Origin of the sequence: Brenneria roseae subsp. roseae (assembly GCF_003115845.1) — a bacterium.
GTDB classification, from domain to species: domain Bacteria; phylum Pseudomonadota; class Gammaproteobacteria; order Enterobacterales; family Enterobacteriaceae; genus Brenneria; species Brenneria roseae.
In genome coordinates, this window is record NZ_KZ819025.1 from 287,528 (window position 1) to 308,432 (window position 20,905).

Genomic DNA, 20,905 nt, shown 5'->3' on the forward strand with positions numbered 1-20,905 from the left:
TTAATGACTATTTTAAGGATATTGAAATGAAAAAGTTTGTAATTGCCTGTGCAGGAAGCTTGCTGCTCGCCAGCGCTTCTGTACATGCCATTAGCCTTTCAGGGGAAGCGGGACGCGACTATTCCGGCGCCAATGTCGGGTTTGGTTTGGGCGTCCCCGGACTGGCCGGCAGCGTGAGTTATTCCCACGGCGACAACAACAACGATGTCTACGGGTTTGGATTAGGCTATACCATTCCTGTCGGCCCGTTGAAACTGACCCTCGGCGGCAAGGCGTTGTATCTGAATCAGGATCGCGCTACTGACGGTCATGCGCTGGCGCTGGGCGGCGGTCTGCAATGGCCGATTAACCGTTACTTCTCCATCTACGGCGAAGGTTATTATTCCCCGGACGCGTTTTCCAGCCACGTCGATCACTACGTTGAAGGCAAGGCGGGCGTTCGCTGGCAGGTCTTCGGTCCGTTAAACGTGGATGTGGGCTATCGCTACATCAATCTGGCGGGCGAAAGCGGTCGTTCAGATAACAAACTGGCTGATACGGCCTATATCGGGGTTGGTTTGAACTTCTGACGGCCGGTCGAAAGACGCAAGGTCACTAAAAAGAGCGTGAATCATCACGCTCTTTTTACATTCAACCTCCGCTGGCTGAGGGAGGGCAACCAGCCGGCTGCCATCGCGCATTGAATCATAATGATGCTTTATCTATCGGGGAAAATCGCCGGAGTCATTGCCAGAAAGAAACGTTGTGTTTCACCAACCGAGTTTTTAAAGTGGGTAAAGCGTAATCACGAGGAGTAAAAGATGCTTAGGGTCGAGATGTTATGTACCGGCGATGAAGTGCTGCATGGTCAGATTATTGATACCAATGCGGCCTGGCTGGCGGATTATCTGTTTCAACAGGGATTACCGATGACCAGCCGTATGACGGTTGGCGATGACCTCGATGCCTTGGTGACAACGATTACACAACGTAGTCAGATTGCGGATGTTCTGATTGTCAATGGCGGACTGGGGCCGACCAGTGACGATCTCAGCGCGTTGGCGGCTGCCACGGCCGCCGGGGAAGGCTTGGTTGAACATGCTGAATGGCTGGCACGGATGGAGGCGTTTTTTACCGAACGGGGGCGGGTAATGGCGCCCAGCAACCGGAAACAGGCGCAGATCCCCGCCAGCGCCGAAATGGTCGATAATCCCGTGGGGACGGCATGCGGCTTTGCCATGCCGCTCAATAAATGCCTGATGTTTTTTACGCCGGGCGTACCCTCGGAATTCAAGGTGATGGTGGATCAACAGATCATGCCACGTCTGCGCGATCGTTTTGCCATTTCCGAACCGCCGCTGTGTTTGCGACTCACCACGTTTGGGCGATCTGAAAGCGATCTGGCCAGTCAACTGGATGGACAATCACTCCCGCCGGGGGTGGTTCTGGGCTATCGTTCTTCCATGCCGATTATTGAACTGAAACTGACCGGACCCGCCGCGCAACGGCCGGCAATGGAACGGCTGTGGGAACGGGTACGCACCGTGGCGGGTGAAAACGCCATCTTTGAAGGGACGGAAGGCCTGCCGGCGCAGCTGGCGCGTCGGCTGCGCGAGCGGGATCTTAAGCTGGCGATCGGTGAAGACTTTACTGCCGGTTTGCTGAACTGGCAGTTACAGTCCGCCAGTGTGCCATTAGCGGGGGGTGAACTGCGGGTGAATAGCGCTGAGCTGGATTTGCAGCCGTTTGCCGATGACACGCGTCAGCTGGCAGAACGTCATGGATCGCCGCTGGCGCTGCGAGTTGGAGGCCGGCGGGGCGACCGGCTGGTGATTGCCCTGCATACGCCGCAAGGCACATTTGCGCAGGCCATACAGTATAACGTTCCGCGCTATAGTCTGAACACGCATCAGGACGTTGTGGCCATGTTTGCCATGAACATGTTGCGCCGCTGGTTGAATGGCTGGTCTGTTTACGGCGGTCACGGGTGGATCAATGTACTGGAGACGTTAGCGTAAGAGACATCTGATTAATCGGATGGCCGCTCGCCGGCTTTTGCCGGCGACAGGGACGAATGTCTGCGGCGTGATTTTTTACCCTTTTTAGCGTGCAAAATTTTTCTCATTTTCCCCTTGTGGGCTGTCGTGGATTTTTTTACTGGTTTCCCATTTCTGATGCAACAGGATGAATGAATATGACATTGAAGCTGAAGAGCTTGCTGGGCGGCGCTCTGCTGGCCGCCACGACGATGGTGTTTTCTCCCTCGGTATGGGCGCATGCGCATTTGAAAAGTCAGGTCCCGGTAGCCGACAGTACCGTTGACACGGCCCCCGACGCGCTTACGCTGACCTTCACGGAAAATATTGAACCCGCGTTCAGCGGCGTTGAAATCATTGATGATGCCCGGCAATCGCAATCAATAAGCAAAACCTCGGTTACGCCTGATGCGCGTAATCAGATGAATGTGACGTTGGCGAAACCGCTGGCAAGCGGGCGTTATCAGGTCAACTGGCACGTTTTGTCCGTTGACGGCCATAAACTCAAAGGTAGCTACCGTTTTACGGTGAAATAACCTGTGGCGCTGGATAGCCTTTATGTGGCGCTGCGCTGGGGATATTTTTCTGCCCTGATGCTGACAACCGGCGGCGCCTTTTATGTTGTCTGGCTGGCGCCGGGCGATTTCAGACGCTATCTGGCCGGTCGGCTGAATCTGGTATTGCGAAGTACCCTGTGGGTTACGCTGGGATGCGCAAGTGTCATCCTGTCGCTGCAACTGGTTATCATGAGCGGCGACTGGCGCAACCTGACGGATGGCGATATCTGGCAGGCGGTGCTGACCACTACGGTCGGCAAGGCATGGGGCGTACAGATATTGCTGGCGCTATTGGCGTTTCTGGGGCTGATGGCGCGTGATGTTTCCCGATACCGGTTTATCTTGCTGGTTTGCGTAACGCAGTGGTGCGGCATGGCGTATATCGGACATGCCGCCGGACTGGAAGGCGGGTTGGGAATAGCGCAGCGGGCTAATCATGTGCTGCATCTGATCTCGTCAGCATTATGGGCCGGCGGTCTGCCGCCGTTGCTGTACCTGATGGTTGAAGGACGAAATCCGGCAGTGCGTAAGGATGCCATTGCCACAATGATGCGTTTTTCCCGCTACGGGCATGTCTGGGTCATGCTGAATATCGTGACCGGAGCGTTCAGCGCTCTGCTGCTATTGGGATGGCCTCCGCCGGTTAGCCTGTACAGCGGATTATTGCTGGTCAAGGCGGCGTTAGTGCTGGTGATGATCGCGCTGGCATTGTTCAATCGGTATTGGCTGGTTCCCCAACTGGGGAGAGAGAACGGAGAGTCGGTGTTGCGTAAGCTGGTCACGTACGTCTGGATAGAGATTGGGCTGGCATCGCTGGTGCTTCTGCTGGTGAGTTATTTTGCTACGCTGTCTCCCTATCCGGTGAACGGATAACCACCAGAACGGCACGATATTCCCCTGTTGAATTCTGGTGGATGTCGTGCCGAAATCTGTAAAGCTGCAATCAGTAAAGCAGGGAGTAGAGCTGGCGGCGGTAGCGGGCGGCCAGTGCGTCGCCGGTGCCCAGCGCGGCCATAATATCCATCAGCGTCTTGCGGGCGTTACCGTTGGCGGCCCCCAGATCTTTCTTCAGAAAGCTCATCAACAGCTCAAGGGACTCTTCATTGCGTCCAACCTGATGCAGCTGCAAAGCCAGTTGTACCGCCAGCTCCGCGTTTTGCGGGTCAGCGTCCAACTGCTGCTGTAACAGTTGAATTTCCGGCGTATCCGCGGCCTGCCTGAGCAATTCAATCTGCGCCACCAGACTATGGTAACGGGTATCCTGATCCTGCAATGGAACCGTCGCCAGCACCGCTTCGGCATCTTCGCTGCGGTTAAGCTGAATCTGGACTTCCGCCAGCATCAGACCGATATCGCTGCGCTGTTGGCTCAACTGCCAGGCTTCTTTCAGCAGCGGCATGGCCTCGGGTAACTTACCTTCCTGAATCAACTGCTGCGCTTCAGCTACCTTCAGCTCTTCTTCTTTCGGCAGCGCGCGTTTTAACAGTTCACGCACCGCTTCTTCCGGCTGCGGCCCCTGAAAACCATCCAGCGGCTGACCGTCTTTAAACAGATAGACGGTTGGAATGGCGCGCAAACCAAATTGGGCGGCAACGTGCTGTTCCGCATCGCAATCGACTTTTGCCAGAATAAATTGCCCGGCGTATTCCTGCGCCAGTTTGTTCAGTATCGGTTCCAGTTGCAGACAGTGCTGACTGCGTTCGGACCAAAAATAAAACAGTACGGGTAATGTCGTGGAATGCTCCAGCACCTGATGCAGGTTGGATTCGTTGACATCAATGATATTGGCTTGTTGTTCTAGCATTATGCGTTCTCTCTTATCCTCGTCCGTCTTGGCTATTAATGGGGGCGAAATGCGCCACTTCAAGCCAATCCCCGTCATCTTTCAGGTTGCAGGCGTGTTGGCTTCGTTCAACGATTCGGCCCATCCGTTGGCCCCGATCCGTTGGGGGGCGCTGCTTGCCGCCTTCCTGCAAAGCGATATCAGGAGCGGGTTCGTAATACATTGTCCAGATAGCGTCCCGGCAGCAGGCGGCGTAGCCATGATAACGAGTGGGCTACCAGCGTCACGGGGTAGCGCAGTCTGGGCCGGGGGCTTTCCAGCGCGTGATACAGTTTAGGCAATACGGCTTCCGGCGGCAGCGTGAATCGTCGGGCGATGCCGGGATTGGTGACCGGTTGGTCCGTTTGCGTCTGATCGACGTTGTCGGTAAAGCGCGTGCTGAGCGGTCCGGGTTCAATCAGGCTGACGTGTAAACCGCTGCCATACAGTTCCATCCGCAGGGCATCCGACCATGCCTCCAGTGCAAATTTGCTGGCGGCATACGCGCCACGCCCCGGCGTGGCGACCAGTCCCATCACCGAACTGGTCTGAATAATCCGTCCTTCGCCGTGTGGCAGCATGGCGGGCAGCAATAGCTGCGTCAACTGATGCGTCCCGAACAGATTGCTGGAAAACTGATGTTCAAGCTGCTGGCGCGATATACTGTTCAGCGGCCCGTATAAGCCGTATCCGGCGTTATTAAACAAACCATACAATCGGTTATCGGTCAGTCTGATGACGTCGGCGGCGGCTTGTTCAACGCTGGCGGCGTCATCCAGATCCAGTTCAATCCCTTCCAGTCCCAGCGCGCTCATACGTGCGACGTCATCGGCCCGGCGGCAGGCGGCAAGCACGCGATAGCCGCGCTGTTGCAGAGCCTGGGCGGCAATCAGACCAATACCGCTGGAACAACCGGTAATGAAAACCGTTTTTTGCATAACTTTACCTAATTCAAAAGCCCTATTTATCAAGACTCATGGTTAACTAAGGGTTCCAGCTGTTTCGCCATCCAGTCGGCGATAAACGGTTGGGCATCACGGGTCGGGTGGATGCCATCTTCCATTATCCACTCGGGTTTTTGATAAACCTGCTCCATAAAAAAGGGTAGCAGCGGAAGCGCAAACTGCTTCGCCAACCGGGGATAAACGTCGCTGAACGATTCCGTATAGCGGCGTCCATAGTTGGTCGGCAGACGAATTTGCATGAGCAGGGGTTCGGCGTTGGCCTGCCTGACCAACGTGATGATTTTGGTCAGGTCCTGTTCGATATTTTGCGGAGGAAAACCCCGTAGTCCATCGTTGCCGCCAAGTTCGATCAGAACCCAGCGCGGCTGATGCTGTTCCAGCAATGCCGGAAGACGTGCCAGCCCTTGTGCGGCGGTATCGCCGCTGATGCTGGCATTAACCACGTTGGCGCCTTTTTGCCGGGTCTGCCACTGTTTGTTCAGCAAGGCGGGCCAGGCGTTGGCCGCCGGCATCTGGTAGCCCGCGCTGAGGCTATCGCCCAGAATCAATAAAGTGTCCGCGGCGAAAGCGCGTACACTGCATAATCCCAGAAGCAAAAGGACGAAAACATGTTTGCAAAGACCAGTCCAGCGAGTGCTATGCCAACCAAAACCGGGCCCGCGGAAAACATTCTTGAAGTTCATCATCTTAGTAAGCACGTTGGTCAAGGAGAGAATCGGCTTTCCATCCTTACCGGAGTTGAGCTCATTGTCAAACCCGCACAGACAATTGCGCTGATTGGTGAGTCTGGATCGGGGAAATCGACGCTACTGGGCATTCTCGCCGGTCTGGATGATGGCAGTGAAGGTGAAGTCAGCCTGATGGGCGAGTCATTAAGCAAACTGGATGAGGAAGGGCGTGCGGCGCTGCGAGCCAGAGACGTGGGATTTGTCTTTCAGTCTTTTATGCTGGTGCCGACGCTGAATGCGCTGGAAAACGTCCAGCTCCCCGCGCTGTTACGCGGCGAGAGTGATAGCCACAGCCGCGGTCAGGCAGAGCAACTGTTGCAGCAACTGGGGCTGGGTGAACGATTACATCACCTGCCGGCCCAGCTTTCCGGCGGCGAACAGCAGCGCGTGGCGCTGGCGCGGGCTTTTAGCGGTCGTCCCAAAGTGCTGTTCGCCGATGAACCGACCGGGAATCTGGATCGCAAAACTGGCGAGCGTATTGTCGACCTGCTGTTTTCTCTGAACCGCGATTATGCCACCACGTTGATTCTGGTCACCCATGATGAACAGCTTGCGGCTCGCTGTGAGCGCCGGCTGCGTCTGATAGATGGCAAGCTGCGGGAGGACGCATGATCTGGCGGTGGTTCTGGCGCGAATGGCGCTCTCCTTCCTTATTGATTGTCTGGCTGGCGTTAACGCTGGCCGTGGCTTGTGTGTTGGCGCTGGGCAATATCAGCGATCGCATGGAAAAAGGGCTGAGCCAGCAGAGCCGGGATTTTCTGGCTGGCGATCGGGTGTTACGCGCATCGCGTCCGGTGGATGAAACATGGCTTCAGACGGCGCAACAGCAAGGGTTGACGCTTAGCCGACAGATTTCATTCATGACCATGACGTTTGCGGGCGATACGCCTCAGCTAGCGAGGATCAAGGCGACCGATCGGCGTTATCCGCTGTACGGTCAATTGCAGACGCGTCCGGCCGGGCTGCATGCCGAAGCGGGAACCGTGCTGGTGGCGCCAAGGCTGCTGGCATTGCTGGGACTGAACGTCGGCGACATGCTGGACGTGGGAGATACCTCCCTGCGTATTGCCGGGGAGCTGATTCAGGAGCCGGATGCCGGATTTAATCCGTTTGATACCGCGCCGCGTGTTTTGATGAACCTGGACGATGTGGAAAAAACCGGGGCCATCCAACCCGGCGGCCGGATTACCTGGCGCTATATGTTTGCCGGAGATGAGCAGCAAATCAGCAGGTTCAGTGATTTCATCAAGCCGCAGCTCAAACCCGATCAGCGCTGGTACGGCATGGAGGATTCCGAAGGCGCGCTGAGTCAGTCGCTGAAGCGTTCTCAGCAATTCCTGTTGCTGTCGGCCCTGCTGACGCTGTTGCTGTCCATCGCGGCGGTAGCGGTTTCCATGGGGCATTATTGCCGCAGCCGTTATGATCTGGTGGCGGTGCTAAAAACGCTGGGAGCAGGGAAAAAAGCGCTGCAACGGCTGATTGTCGGCCAATGGCTCTCGGTGCTGGGACTGGCGGCGCTGTGCGGCAGCCTGGTCGGGCTCGGGTTTGAAGCATTGTTGATGAAAATGCTGGCACCGGTATTGCCTGCGGCGTTGCCCGCATCGGGACTATGGCCGTGGATCTGGGCGCTGGGTTCATTAGTGCTGATTTCATTGCTGGTCGGGCTGAGGCCTTATCGCCTGCTGCTGGCGACGCAGCCGCTGCGCGTATTGCGTCAGGACGTGGTGGCGAATGTCTGGCCGCTGCGTTATTACCTGCCGATAGTGCTGGCGATTGTGGTTGGTCTGCTTGCCATTCTGTCCGGCGGCGGTTCGCTGCTGTGGGCCTTGCTGGGCGGGATGGCGGTACTCTCGCTGCTATTGGGCGTGATTGGCTGGGGCGGATTGCTGCTGTTACGGCGCCTGACGGTTAAGCGACTGGCGATGCGGCTGGCGATTAACCGTTTGTTGCGCCAACCCTGGTCGACGCTCAGCCAGTTGGCGGCATTTTCACTGTCGTTCATGTTGCTGGCTTTGCTGCTGGTGATGCGGGGAGATTTGCTGGAACGTTGGCAACAACAGTTGCCGCCGGGCAGCCCGAACTATTTTCTGCTGAATATGACCGCAGAACAGGTGCCGCAGGTCAAAACCTTCCTTGAACAGCATCAGGTCGATGCGGGGCAATTTTATCCGATCGTTCGTGCGCGCCTGACGGAAATTAATCAGCAGGTGGCAACGGAAGTGATTCATGAGGACGATCCCGGCGGCAATACGGTCAATCGTGAGCTGAACCTGACCTGGATGGACGGTATTCCTGAACACAACGTTCTGGTTGAGGGGGACGCGCCGCAAGCGGGCGAAGTCTCGATGGAAGCGGAAGAAGCCAAAAAGATGGGGATCAACATCGGGGATACGCTGACCTTTACCGGCGACACGCAGCCATTCAGCGCCAAAGTGACCAGCTTCCGGCAGGTGGATTGGGAAAGTTTGCGTCCGAACTTTTTCTTTATCTTTCCCGCGGGCGCGTTGGATAGTCAGCCGCAGTCCTGGCTGACCAGTTTCCGCTACGACGGTGATGAAAAGATGATTACGCAGCTTAATCGTCAGTTCCCGACGTTGAGCGTAATGGATGTCGGCAGCATTCTGCGTCAGATTGGACAGGTATTGCAGCAGGTGAGCCGGGCGCTGGAAATCATGGTCATTCTGGTGTTGTTCTGTGGCGTGCTGTTGCTGCTGGCGCAGATTCAGGTCGGCATGCGCCAGCGGCGACAGGAACTGATGGTATACCGGACGCTGGGCGCCGGACTTCGTCTTCTGCGTACCACACTATGGTGCGAGTTTGCGGTTCTGGGGCTGGCGGCCGGTATTGCCGCCGCCATTGGCGCGGAAGCGGCGCTGTGGTTATTGCAGCGCGAGGTCTTCAACTTCCCGTGGGAACCGAATATCGTCATGTGGGTGACATTGCCGCTGTCCGCCGCTTTTCTGCTGTCACTGTGCGGCGGCTGGCTGGGGATTCGCCTGCTGCGCGGCAAGGCGCTGTTCCGGCAGTTCGCGGGGTAAGATCATAGGCCGGGTGATACCGGTCTGAGGTTGATGATAAACGTTTACGCCACGGAATGACTATCTACCTACCATGCAAAGAGCGGCGGCTGTTTCGTGCGTGATAAATCGCGGAATCTCTCTGCGGCACTCGTGCCACGCCCGACTCAGGGCGCTCATTCGCCAGCGCCCTGAGAACCCGGGCTTTTGGCGGAAATTATGCCGCTGACGCGGTGCCCTCGGCGTTCATGCCGCTGTTCGAGCCGCCAGTGACGCGTTCCCGACGCGGCACTGGCTTTCGCGACGTCCTGTCGCTCACTCGGCGGTCATGCCCACCTCAGCATAATTTTTTACGCCGGAAAGTAAAAAAACAGTGAAATGCGCTGTCTGTTAGCGCTTTTTTCACAGTTTTACAGGCCGGGTGAACCGGCCTTATTTTACGATTATTGGCTGATTGAACTACCCGGTGCGGGGCCGCCGGTGCCGGTTACCGTTTTGTGCTTCGCCAGATATTGCTGCTGGAAAATGCACATGCGGATGGTGTTGCGGTATTCGCCGTTGATGAAGAACTCGTGGATCAGCTCGCCTTCCACTTCAAACCCCAGCTTGCTATAGATGTGAATCGCTCTCTTATTCTCTTTATCGACAATCAGATACAGCTTATACAGGTTCAGCACCGAGAAACCGTAATCCATTGCCAGTTTTGCCGCGGCGCTGGCGTATCCGTGGCCCTGATAGGCGGGATCGATGATGATTTGGAATTCGGCGCGCCGATGGATGTGATTGATTTCTACCAGTTCGACCAAACCGACCTTGGTCTGTTCGTGCTCAATGATAAAACGCCGCTCGCTCTGGTCGTGGATATGTTTGTCATACAGATCGCTGAGTTCGACAAACGCCTCATAAGGTTCTTCAAACCAGTAACGCATGACGCTGGCATTGTTATCCAACTGATGGATAAAAGTGAGATCGTCCCGCTCCAGCGGTCGTAGCCGAACGGCGTTGCTCGTACCGGACATAGTGAATCCTTAAAATTTCAATTTTTTCTGCCAATAAAATTGCCTTAATCATAAACTCATTCGAGTTAGCAAGGCATTAGTCAGGCGAATATTTTTGCTGTCTTTAGCCGAAAAACAACGGTTATGTCAGTCAGATTTCCGCCATTTATTCACCAAAACCCGTATTGGATCACGTTTCATTCGCCTATCTCGGTTCAGCCCGTTGAACCAGGCGTATTTTCCGCTTTTCAGGGCGGATAAACTTTATTTCAACAGAGGGCGGGAATCGTTATGAGTGGTAAAGGCTGTAATTCATTAATCAGAGCGGAAAAAATACTCACGCATATCGCCTATGTCGGCATGGCGAGTTTTATGGAGCTGTTAAGAGAATTTCAGTATCCGAAAAGTAGCCTGCTGAATTTATTAAATGTGATGGTGGAGTGCGGCTTCTTAATTAAAAGTGAACAGAATCAATATTCTCTGGGCATTAAAACTTATGAGCTTGGTTGCCAGGCGCTGCACCGGAAAAATATCTTTGAAGTCACCAAGCGCCCGATGCAGGAACTGTCGATGAAAAGTGGCCTGGTTTGTCATTTAGGGGCGATGGAAAGTTATTCCGCGATTTATCTCGATAAAGTCGAAAGCCCGGATTCGGTGCCGACGCGGAAAAGCTGGATTGGTAAAAAGCTGGAATTACACATCACCGCACTCGGCAAGGCGTTGCTGGCGTGGAAGAGCCGCGAAGAGATCGATTATTTTCTCGATGCGTTAGTTCTGAAAAAACACACTCGTAATACGTTTACCGATAAAAAATTATTTCGCGAAGAGTTACAGAAAACGCGTTTGCGCGGATGGGCGATCGACAATGAAGAATCAACCTATGGCGCCGTATGTTTAAGTATGCCGGTCTTCGATATGTATAACCGGGTTAATTATGCGATCTCACTGTCGGGCGATCCGGTGGTGTATTCAGGCAAGAAGGTCGATGGTTATCTCGAGCTGCTCAGGCAATGCGCCAGGCAAATATCACATGGGCTGGGATACCGTAATGAAAATGAGTATTTAAGAAAAGGAAACTGATGTAATGAAAAAATTTAGCGGCATTATTCCGCCTGTCTCCAGCACCTTTGATAGTAATGGCAATATTGATAAAGCCGCCATGAAAGAGGTTGCCGATTTTCTGATTAACAAAGGCGTCGATGGCCTTTTTTATCTGGGTACCGGCGGGGAGTTTAGCCAGATGAACGCGCAGCAGAGAATGGCTTTCGCCGAGGAAGCCGTTGCGGTGGTCGCCGGGCGGGTGCCGGTGTTGATTGGCGTGGGCTCCACGTCAACCGACGAGGCGGTAAAACTGGCCCGCCACGCCGAATCCTGCGGCGCGGAGGGGATCGTCGCCATTAACCCCTGGTACTGGAAAGTGGCTCCGCGCAATCTGGACGATTATTACCAGCAAATCGCCCGTAGCGTCAGCCTGCCGGTGATCCTTTACAACTTCCCGGATCTCACCGGCCAGGACTTAACGCCGGAGGTCGTCAAGCGTCTGGTGCTGCAAAACGAAAACATCGTCGGCATTAAAGACACCATCGACAGCGTCGGCCATCTGCGCGCCATGATCAACACCGTCAAAGCCGTGCGCCCGACGTTTTCCGTGTTCTGCGGTTTCGACGATCATTTACTCAACACCCTGCTGCTGGGCGGCGATGGGGCGATTACCGCCAGCGTCAACTTTGCTCCGGATTTATCCGTTGGGATTTACCGGGCCTGGCAGGAGGGCGATCTGGCGACGGCGGCCGCGCTCAATAAGAAGCTCCTGCAACTGCCGTCCATTTATGCGTTGGAAACCCCGTTTGTCTCGCTGATTAAATATGCCATGCAATGCGTGGGGCTGCCGGTGAATACCCGGTGCCTGCCGCCAATTCTGGACGCCTCAGCAGAGGCGAAAGAGAAAGTTCGTGAGCTGTTAGTCGCGCAGGAAATTTTAAAATCATAAGGGGACACCATGTCTGTTTGCGATATTTATGATGACGATAACCCGGACATTTACCGCGTCAGAACCCACGCCGCTGGCCCGCAGGGCGAGCTGCCGCTGACGTCGGAGATGCTAATTAACCGTCCCAGCGGCGATATTTTCGGCATGACGATGAATGCCGGGATGGGCTGGCAACCGGACGAGCTCGACCGTGACGCCATTCTGCTGCTGAGCACGCTTGGCGGCCTGCGCGGCGCCGACGGCAAGCCTGTCGCCCTGGCGCTGCATCAGGGGCACTATGAGCTGGATATCCAGATGAAAGCGGCGGCGGAGGTGATCAAAACACATCGCGCTCTGCCTTATGCCGTGTATGTTTCCGATCCCTGCGACGGGCGTACGCAGGGCACCACCGGCATGTTTGATTCGCTGCCTTATCGCAATGACGCATCGATGGTGATGCGTCGTCTGATCCGCTCGCTGCCCGATGCGAAAGCGGTGATTGGCGTGGCGACCTGCGATAAAGGGCTACCGGCGACCATGATGGCGCTGGCATCCCAGCATGACAAAGCGACGGTGCTGATCCCCGGCGGAGCCACACTGCCCGCGCAGCACGGCGAAGATAACGGCAAAGTACAGACCATTGGCGCGCGCTTCGCAAACGGTGAGTTATCATTGCAGGATGCGCGCCGGGCAGGCTGTCAGGCGTGCGCCTCATCCGGCGGCGGCTGTCAGTTCCTCGGCACCGCCGGCACGTCGCAAGTTGTGGCCGAAGGCCTGGGGCTGGCGATCCCGCACTCCGCGCTGGCGCCCTCCGGCGAACCGGTGTGGGAAGAGATTGCCCGCGCCTCCGCCCGCGCGGCCCTGCGTCTGACGCAAAAAGGCATCACCACCAAAGCGATCCTCACCGATAAAGCCATTGAGAATGCCATGATGGTGCATGCCGCGTTTGGCGGGTCCACCAATTTGCTGCTGCATATCCCGGCGATTGCGCACCAGGCGGGCTGCCGCATCCCCACCGTCGAAGACTGGATCCGCATTAATAAACAGGTGCCACGGCTGGTGAGCGTGCTGCCAAACGGCCCGGTCTATCATCCGACCGTGAACGCGTTTATGGCGGGCGGCGTACCGGAAGTGATGCTGCATCTGCGCCAACTGGGTCTGTTGCATGAAGATGTGATGACCGTCACCGGCCACACGCTGAAAGAAAATCTCGACTGGTGGGAACAGGCCGGGCGTCGGCAGGCATTTAAAGATCTGCTGCGCAAACAGGAGCAGGTGGAGCCGGACGACGTCATTATGTCGCCGCAACAGGCGTTAAAACGCGGATTAACCTCGACCATCACCTTCCCGGTGGGGAATATTGCGCCGGAAGGCTCGGTGATCAAATCCACCGCCATTGACGCTTCCGTTATTAATGAAGAGGGCGTGTATTATCATAAAGGTGCGGCGAAGGTGTATCTGTCAGAGAAAACCGCCATTTACGATATCAAACACGACAATATCAAAGCCGGCGATATTCTGGTGATTATCGGCGTCGGCCCATCCGGCACCGGGATGGAGGAAACCTATCAGGTAACCAGCGCGCTGAAACATCTCTCCTACGGTAAGCATGTTTCGCTGATTACCGATGCCCGTTTTTCCGGCGTATCCACCGGGGCCTGTATCGGCCACGCCGGGCCGGAAGCGCTGGCTGGCGGCGCAATAGGTAAATTACGCACCGGAGATATTATTGAAATTAAAATCGACTGCAAACAGCTTAAAGGAGAAGTGAATTTCTTAGGCGCTGGCAGCGATAAAGTATTACCCACACGCGAGGAGGCCACCGCTATTTTAAATGCCAGAAGTCGTCATCCCGATTTAATTCCTGACCCTGATTTACCCGATGATACCCGGTTGTGGGCAATGCTCCAGGCGGTAAGCGGCGGGACATGGACTGGGTGTATTTATGATGTCAATAAAATAAGCGAAGCACTAAGCGAATATATTAATAAACACTGAAAGAAATAAAAACATTCTTATCCGAAATCCTTCAGGCGCCGCGCTCGCCCCGCCTGAACGATAACTGATTGCTATCTGATAATGAGAGGACATTATGCCACTGTTAATTGTTGTGGCAGGTATTGCTGTACTCCTGCTTTTAACCATAAAAATTAAATTAAATACATTTGTTTCATTAATTATTGTCTCGATCGGTGTCGCCATCGCCAGTGGAATGGGACTGAATAAAGTTGTCGCTTCGGTCGAATCCGGCCTTGGCGGCACGCTGGGGCATATTGGCCTGATATTCGGCTTCGGCGTTATGCTCGGCCGTTTATTATCCGATGCCGGGGGCGCGCAGCGTATTGCGCTGACGATGCTGAAATATTTCGGCGCTAAAAAACTGGACTGGGCGGTCGTCTGTTCAGCCTTTATTGTCGGGATTGCGCTGTTTTTCGAAGTGGGTTTGATTCTGCTGGTGCCCATTCTGTTCGCTATCGCCCGTGAAGCCAAAATTTCGCCGATGTATATGTGCGTGCCGATGTTATCCGGTTTGCTGGTGGCGCACGGCTTTCTGCCGCCGCACCCGGGGCCGACCGTTATCGCCAGAGAATATGGCGCGGATGTCGGTATGGTGCTGATTTACGGCATCATTGTCGGTATCCCCACCTTTATTCTTTGCGGCCCGCTGTTGAATAAAGTGTGCCAGCGCCTGATCCCGGAGGCGTTTAAAAAAGAGGGCAATATCGCGTCGCTTGGCGCCACCAAAAGCTTTAGTGAAAGCGAAATGCCGGGGTTTGGTATCAGCTTTTTAACCGCTATGCTGCCGGTGATCCTGATGGCGCTGGTGACCATCATGCAGATGGCGCGGCCAAAAGATGCCGGCGACCCCAGCGCGTTGTACAACATGTTCCTGTTTCTGGGCAACTCCACCATTGCGATGCTGATTTCGCTGCTCTTCGCCATTTACACCATGGGCGTGGGCAGAGGGAAAACCATTGTGGAACTGATGGACTCCTGTAGCAAGGCGATTGCCGGTATCGCCGGTCTGTTGCTGATTATCGGCGGCGGCGGCGCGTTCAAGCAGGTGTTGATTGATTCCGGCGTCGGCCAGTATATCTCCACGCTGGTGTCGGGGATGGATATCAACCCGATCCTGATGGCGTGGGGCGTAGCGGCCTTCCTGAGGATCTGTCTGGGGTCCGCCACGGTGGCCGCGATTTCAACCGCCGGGTTAGTGATCCCGCTGCTGGCCGTGCATCCGAGCACCAACCTGGCGTTGATTACGCTGGCGACCGGCGCGGGTTCGTGTATTTGCTCTCACGTCAACGATGCCAGCTTCTGGATGATTAAGGATTTCTTCGGCCTGACTACGAAAGAGACGCTATTGTCCTGGACGCTGATGTCGACCCTGTTATCCCTCTGCGGGCTGATTTTTATTCTTCTTGCCAGCATGGTGATATAAAACTAAAACATAGCGCAGGCGCTTAACCCGAAGGCTGGCTTTATGCCAGCCTTCGGGATTTCTGCGTAGAACGTCTGGTTGGACGAAAAAGAAAGGAGAGTACCGTCCTGCTTTGTCAGCGGCAAAGCAGGACGGCGGGGCGTCAGAAATCGACGCTGGCGCGCAGCACCACCTGCCGCGGCTCGCCAACGGCGATGCGCAGGTTATTGCCGCTGGACGGATAATAGGTTTTATCAAACAGATTTTTCACGTTGATCTGCCATTTCACCTTATAGCCGTTAAGCGGCAGGCTATAGGCCACAAACGCATCGGCCACCGTGTAATCATCCAGATAGAAACTGTTTGCCGCGTCACCCGCGCGGCGGCTCACATAACGCGCGCCTGCGCCGGCGCGCAGGTCATCGCCGGCAGCCAGACCAATATTGCCGAAATCCTGTGTCAGGAATAAAGACGCCGTATGACGAGCCGCATTCGGCATTCTGTTGCCGTTATTGCCTGGATCGGCAGTCACGCGGGCATCGGTATAGGCATAGGAACCGATCAGGCTCAGCGAATCGGTCAGCTTCCCGGCCAGATCCAGTTCCACGCCCTGTGAACGGACTTTACCCGCGGTACGGGTCACCGTTTCTCCGTTGAGGGTTTCGTTGACCATCACATTGCGCTTTTCAATGTCAAATAAGGCCAGATTCCCGGTAATCCGGTTGGGCAGATCGAGCTTGGCGCCAATCTCGTAAGCTGTGCCAATTTCCGGCGGTAGCGCGCCAATTTGCGTCGCAATAGATGAGTTGGGCTTAAACGATTCGCTGTAGCTGGCATAGAGGGAAGAATAGTCGGTCAGGCTGTAAATAATCCCGGCCCGCGGTACCAGACGATGGTATGAACTGTCTGTCGCGGTAACAAATGGGCGGCCTTTGCCCGCCATAACGTCAAAGCTGTCATAGCGTAAGCCGCCCAGCAACTGCCAGCGATCGTTCAGGCGAATCACGTCCTGCATAAAGAAGCCGGTGCTGTCGATATTTTCCCGCTGGTCGCTGTCGGCGGCGCTGACGTTGGTCGATGCGGGTTGTTGTCCATAGACCGGGTCATAGACGTTGAAGTTTGAGCTGGCGGTCCCGCGGATCATATCGCCACGGTAGGTTCGATCGGCTTCGTAATCAAAACCAAACAGCAACTGATGATTGATGCGCCCCCAGTCGATATCACCATTTAATGTAAGCTGCACCACCTGCGTCTGGGCATGAGCATCGGCGGTTGCGTCTGGCTGACGCCTCAGTACGCCGGTATCGGGGTTATACGCCGTTGCCCGCGCCTGATTGTCGCTGTACCGGTTGCGGTTATAAGAATAGGTCAGGCTGCTTTTCCAACGATCGGTCAGATTGCGATCCACCTGCATGGTGATGCTGTCCTGATCGCCGCGGGTAGCGTTGTAGTGCTCGTCGAAGCGGCGTTTGCGCGGCGTATTTACCGGCTTACCGGTATTGGTGTCGAGCACGGTGCCGCGGTCAAACGGCGTCAGGTATTCCATATGTTCGTATGCCACCCGCACGGTGGTGTCTTCACCGTACCACATCAGCGATGGGGCGATGGTGGTCTGGCGGTTGCGGCCAAAATTACGCCAATAGTCGGTTTCATCATGATCGACCACCATACGATAGGCCAGCCCGGAAGCCCCCAACGGCCCGGTGACATCCAACTGACCGCCGCCGCCGTTAAAGCTGCTGCCCCAGCCTTCAATATGGGTCTTCTGTTCCAGCTCCGGTTTTTTACTGACGATATTGATTACGCCACCGGGTTCACCCATGCCATACAGCATGGAGGCCGGGCCTTTCAGCACCTCCACGCGATCGCTGGTGGGGGTGAAATTACGGGCCTGAATGGAGCGGACGCCGTCACGAAAGATGGAGCCGTCGCGGTTGTCGCCAAAGCCGCGTTTGATGAGCGCATCCTGCGTGCCGCCGAGCGTATTGGATTGGGTAATCCCGCTGACGTTATATAAGGCTTCATCAATGTTCCGTACCGCGCGATCCTCAATGACCTGAGCCGGGACGACGTTGACCGCCTGCGGCACATCCAGCAGCCGGCTTTCGGTACGGGTGCCGGTGGTGGTTTTATGCGGCTGATAGCCCGTTTCGGTTTCAGCCTGTTCCACCGTGGTTGCGGTGACCTCCAGCGTGTCGTTTTGGGCGTCGGCGATGGCCGCCTGAGTTCCAAATGGCAAAAGTACCAGCAACGGCCAACCGTTACGCAGTGTCTTGTTATTCATGCGAGATCTGACTCCAATAAGTCCCTGAAAAATCGATGGGTAAAAATTGCAGGTAAAGTTCTTGTAGTGTGCGTTGCGGATCGATGTCGGCAAACAGGTCGGGATACAGCGCTTTGGCGAACATCTCTACCATCACCACGTGATAAGGACTGAGGTAAAAGTTGTGCCACATACTCCAGGCTCGGCCAGTCTGTACGGCCTGAAGGTGAGAAAGAATCGGTTCCTGACGAATCAGGCTGTTGAAGCTGGTCTGCGCCTGCTGTTTGGTCACCATCGGTCCCAGCATCAGGCTGGAGAAGCGTTTTCCTTCAGGCCCGGCCATTCCGGTGGCGATGTAGACATCGGGTTTGGCTGCCAGTACGCGTTCCGGGCTGAGTTCGCCGTAGACGCTGTTAATGGCCCCGGCAGCGATGTTTTCACCACCGGCGAACCTCAGCAAATCGCCAAGATTGCCGCCCACGGCCGTCGTGCAGCAGGTATCGCGGCGCCCAAGGTGCAGGTGCAACATCACGGTGGTTTTTCTACCGTGGTATTGGGCAATTCGTTCCCCGATCGCCGCCATGTGTTTCTGATAGAAGGCGCTGAAGTCGGCCGCCCGCTGTGGTTGATTCAGAACGTCACCCAGCAGGCGAATACTTGGCAGCGTGTTATTAAGCAAATCCACGCGTAAATCGATATAAATCACCGGTACGCCAGCGCGCGCCAGCGTCTGTTCCAACTGGTCTTCGTTTGACGGGGTTTTTGCCAGGCGCGGTAAAATAACCAGATCGGGTTTTAACGGCAGCAGCGCTTCTGCATTCATGGTCTGCAAACTGCCGTTGCCTAATTGTGGAATCTGGCCGATCGACGGAAATTTTTCCGTATAGCGTTGCCAGCTCTGCGCATCGTAACGTGACATATCTCCCGGCCAGCCCACCACATTTTTTGCCGGATTACCCGGCTCCAGCAGCGCCAGCGTGTAGAGCATGCGGCTTTCGCCGAGGATGATGCGTTGTGGATTGTCGGGGATCTCTACCTGCCGGCCGAGAATATCGGTAACGGTTTTTGCCGGCGATAACGGGCTAAGGATCGATAGAAAAAAGAGTATGACGATACGCATGATTAACTCTGCCAAAAACCGGGCTGCGAAGGATAATCATTGTTATTTCTATTTTCAACGTACAGCGGGTAGGGTTAATGACCGCGGGTGACAGATATCGTTGCAGATCCGAAAGTTACTGTTAATTAAGTAAATAATTAAAGCGGAAGGCGGTAATAAAAAGCCGGAATAATCGTCATGTTACGGATTGCGCTAAGAGAGGAATATTCAATATTGGGCGGGGTAAAAAGCCTTAAGCGAGATGCACATCCATATGATTGGTATGAATGTGCATCTGAGTCATTATTCCGCGGCATAACCCTGAGGGGGAATGCGGATGCCATCAAGCCATGCCTCGTTTTCACGCATGACCAGACGACCGTTCAGGAACCAATTCACGACCATGGGATAGATAGTGTGTTCCTGCGTTTTTACGCGAGCGGTCAACGTTTCTTCGGTATCGTCGCTAAAAACCGGTACTTTTGCCTGCAAAATAATCGGTCCGCCATCCAGATCATCCGTTACGAAATGCACGGAGGTGCCATGTACGGCATCGCCATTTTCCAGCGCCTTGCGGTGCGTGTGCAGCCCGGGATATTTCGGTAACAGCGATGGGTGGATGTTGAGTATTTTGCCTGCGAACTGCGCGACAAAATCGGGGCTCAGAATCCGCATATACCCCGCCAGAACAACCAGAGCGGGTTCATACTGTTCAATTTCCTGCGCCATGGCCGCATCATAGGCCGCACGTTCAGGAAAGGCTTCCGGGCTGATGATATGCGTCGGAATGTCTGCATCCTGCGCAATCTGTAGCCCGTAGGCTTCGGGGTTATTGCTGAATACTGCGGCTATCTTTCCTTTCATGCGTCCGCGCTTGCCGGCGTCAATCAACGCCTGCAAGTTGCTTCCCTGACCTGATATCAAGACAACGACGTTTTTCATCAGTTAATGACCACTGAGTCTCCGGCATCGGTTTGCGTAATGACGCCGATTTTCCATGCGTTCTCGCCACTGCTGTTCAATAAAGCGATGGCCTCGTCTGCCTGTTCGGTTGGCAATACGATGATCATACCAACACCACAGTTAAAAGTACGATACATTTCGTGTCGGCTGACATTACCCGCCTGTTGCAGCCAGTTAAAGACCGCCGGCCATTGCCAGCTGGATTCATCGATCGTTGCCTGCATACCTTCCGGCAGTACGCGTGGGATATTTTCCCAGAAGCCGCCGCCGGTCAGGTGGGAGATAGCGTGTACGTCGATTTTTTCAATCAGGGACAGGACTGATTTCACGTAAATCTTGGTCGGAGCCAGCAGATGGTCGGCCAGCGGTTTGCCTTCCAGCATAAACTGCTCTGGATTGGTCTGGCTGACTTCAAGAACTTTACGTACCAGCGAATAACCGTTCGAATGCGGCCCGCTGGATGCAAGGGCAATCAGCGTGTCGCCAGATTGTACTTTGCTGCCATCAATGATTTCGGATTTTTCAACGACGCCAACGCAGAAACCCGCCACGTCATAATCTTCACCGTGGTACATGCCCGGCATTTCGGCCGTTTCGCCGCCGACCAGCGCGCAGCCAGACTGTTTGCAGCCTTCAGCGATACCGGTAATGACGCTGCTGGCCGTATCCACATCCAGTTTGCCAGTGGCGTAATAGTCGAGGAAAAACAGCGGCTCGGCACCCTGTACGACCAAATCGTTAACACACATGGCAACCAAATCGATACCGATCGTATTGTGGCGCTTGAGATCCATTGCCAGACGCAGCTTGGTGCCGACTCCGTCAGTGCCGGAAACCAGAATGGGTTCACGGTATTTTTGCGGTAAGGCGCACAAGGCGCCGAAACCACCCAGACCACCCATGACTTCCGGGCGACGGGTCTGTTTCACTACACCTTTGATACGGTCTACCAATGCGTTGCCAGCATCAATATCCACACCTGCGTCTTTATAGCTGAGAGAGGTTTTGTCGGTCACTGCGGAGTCCCCACGGAGGTTACATTTTGTGGTTAAAAAATTGAGCGCGCTAATTCTAGCAGTGTGGGCAAA

The 20,905-nt window shown here is 55.1% G+C and carries 18 protein-coding genes; 10 read left to right on the forward strand and 8 right to left on the reverse strand.

The genetic code is table 11. From position 1 onward, the window contains the following. Positions 1–26 precede the first annotated feature (26 nt). The 4 genes from DDT52_RS07385 to copD all read left to right on the forward strand — a co-directional run bounded on the left by DDT52_RS07385 (position 27) and on the right by copD (position 3,445). Positions 27–569, forward strand: coding sequence for a YfaZ family outer membrane protein (locus DDT52_RS07385; RefSeq protein WP_109053061.1), 543 nt, complete (start codon positions 27–29; stop codon positions 567–569). Between the two features lie 231 nt (positions 570–800). Continuing rightward, entirely contained in the window at positions 801–1,997 is a 1,197-nt protein-coding gene (locus DDT52_RS07390) for a nicotinamide mononucleotide deamidase-related protein YfaY (protein ID WP_136155771.1), read from the forward strand. Positions 1,998–2,227: 230 nt separating this feature from the next. Continuing rightward, a complete protein-coding gene (copC, locus tag DDT52_RS07395) occupies positions 2,228–2,551 on the forward strand; it encodes a copper homeostasis periplasmic binding protein CopC (RefSeq protein WP_247595500.1) in 324 nt (107 codons plus the stop codon). Between the two features lie 3 nt (positions 2,552–2,554). Further along, the gene (gene copD / locus DDT52_RS07400) at positions 2,555–3,445 is read left to right on the forward strand and encodes a copper homeostasis membrane protein CopD (protein ID WP_136155773.1); all 891 of its coding nucleotides are present in this window, start codon (positions 2,555–2,557) and stop codon (positions 3,443–3,445) included. A 70-nt stretch (positions 3,446–3,515) separates the two neighbouring features. On the opposite strand, the gene DDT52_RS07405 is transcribed toward copD, so the two are convergent. The 3 genes from DDT52_RS07405 to tesA form a co-directional block, all read right to left on the reverse strand. Beyond that, positions 3,516–4,376: a co-chaperone YbbN gene (locus DDT52_RS07405; protein ID WP_136155774.1), complete on the reverse strand. Its 861-nt coding sequence runs from the start codon at positions 4,374–4,376 to the stop codon at positions 3,516–3,518. 179 nt (positions 4,377–4,555) lie between these two features. Further along, complete coding sequence (locus DDT52_RS07410) at positions 4,556–5,332, reverse strand: SDR family oxidoreductase (RefSeq protein ID WP_136155775.1); 777 nt, start codon at positions 5,330–5,332, stop codon at positions 4,556–4,558. A gap of 29 nt (positions 5,333–5,361) precedes the next feature. Further along, positions 5,362–6,045 (reverse strand): multifunctional acyl-CoA thioesterase I/protease I/lysophospholipase L1, encoded by a 684-nt coding sequence (gene tesA / locus DDT52_RS07415; protein ID WP_136155776.1) that lies wholly within the window; start codon positions 6,043–6,045, stop codon positions 5,362–5,364. On the opposite strand from tesA, the gene ybbA reads away from it, so the two are divergent. Further along, a complete protein-coding gene (gene ybbA, locus DDT52_RS07420) occupies positions 5,998–6,699 on the forward strand; it encodes a putative ABC transporter ATP-binding protein YbbA (protein WP_210732687.1) in 702 nt (233 codons plus the stop codon). The two genes, tesA and ybbA, sit on opposite strands and share 48 nt — an antisense overlap. Next, the gene (ybbP, locus tag DDT52_RS07425) at positions 6,696–9,125 is read left to right on the forward strand and encodes a putative ABC transporter permease subunit YbbP (RefSeq protein WP_136155777.1); all 2,430 of its coding nucleotides are present in this window, start codon (positions 6,696–6,698) and stop codon (positions 9,123–9,125) included. Before ybbA ends, ybbP begins: the two co-directional genes overlap by 4 nt. Positions 9,126–9,547: 422 nt before the next feature. On the opposite strand, the gene speG is transcribed toward ybbP, so the two are convergent. Continuing rightward, complete coding sequence (speG, locus tag DDT52_RS07430; RefSeq protein WP_136155778.1) at positions 9,548–10,123, reverse strand: spermidine N1-acetyltransferase; 576 nt, start codon at positions 10,121–10,123, stop codon at positions 9,548–9,550. A 270-nt stretch (positions 10,124–10,393) separates the two neighbouring features. On the opposite strand from speG, the gene DDT52_RS07435 reads away from it, so the two are divergent. The 4 genes from DDT52_RS07435 (at position 10,394) to DDT52_RS07450 (ending at position 15,513) form a co-directional block, all read left to right on the forward strand. After that, positions 10,394–11,182: an IclR family transcriptional regulator gene (locus DDT52_RS07435; RefSeq protein ID WP_136155779.1), complete on the forward strand. Its 789-nt coding sequence runs from the start codon at positions 10,394–10,396 to the stop codon at positions 11,180–11,182. Positions 11,183–11,186: 4 nt separating this feature from the next. After that, positions 11,187–12,092: a dihydrodipicolinate synthase family protein gene (locus DDT52_RS07440; protein WP_136155780.1), complete on the forward strand. Its 906-nt coding sequence runs from the start codon at positions 11,187–11,189 to the stop codon at positions 12,090–12,092. Between the two features lie 9 nt (positions 12,093–12,101). Next, positions 12,102–14,069: a YjhG/YagF family D-xylonate dehydratase gene (locus DDT52_RS07445; protein WP_136155781.1), complete on the forward strand. Its 1,968-nt coding sequence runs from the start codon at positions 12,102–12,104 to the stop codon at positions 14,067–14,069. Positions 14,070–14,163: 94 nt separating this feature from the next. Further along, positions 14,164–15,513, forward strand: coding sequence for a GntP family permease (locus DDT52_RS07450; RefSeq protein WP_136155782.1), 1,350 nt, complete (start codon positions 14,164–14,166; stop codon positions 15,511–15,513). Between the two features lie 142 nt (positions 15,514–15,655). On the opposite strand, the gene DDT52_RS07455 is transcribed toward DDT52_RS07450, so the two are convergent. The 4 genes from DDT52_RS07455 to purM form a co-directional block, all read right to left on the reverse strand. Beyond that, positions 15,656–17,776 carry a TonB-dependent siderophore receptor gene (locus tag DDT52_RS07455; RefSeq protein WP_136155783.1) on the reverse strand — a complete coding sequence of 707 codons (2,121 nt, stop codon included), beginning with the start codon at positions 17,774–17,776 and terminating at the stop codon, positions 15,656–15,658. Further along, a complete protein-coding gene (locus DDT52_RS07460) occupies positions 17,769–18,875 on the reverse strand; it encodes an ABC transporter substrate-binding protein (RefSeq protein ID WP_136155784.1) in 1,107 nt (368 codons plus the stop codon). Before DDT52_RS07460 ends, DDT52_RS07455 begins: the two co-directional genes overlap by 8 nt. Before the next feature lie 282 nt (positions 18,876–19,157). Next, positions 19,158–19,796, reverse strand: coding sequence for a phosphoribosylglycinamide formyltransferase (purN, locus tag DDT52_RS07465; protein WP_136155785.1), 639 nt, complete (start codon positions 19,794–19,796; stop codon positions 19,158–19,160). Then, complete coding sequence (purM, locus tag DDT52_RS07470) at positions 19,796–20,833, reverse strand: phosphoribosylformylglycinamidine cyclo-ligase (RefSeq protein WP_136155786.1); 1,038 nt, start codon at positions 20,831–20,833, stop codon at positions 19,796–19,798. Before purM ends, purN begins: the two co-directional genes overlap by 1 nt. Positions 20,834–20,905: the final 72 nt, after the last annotated feature.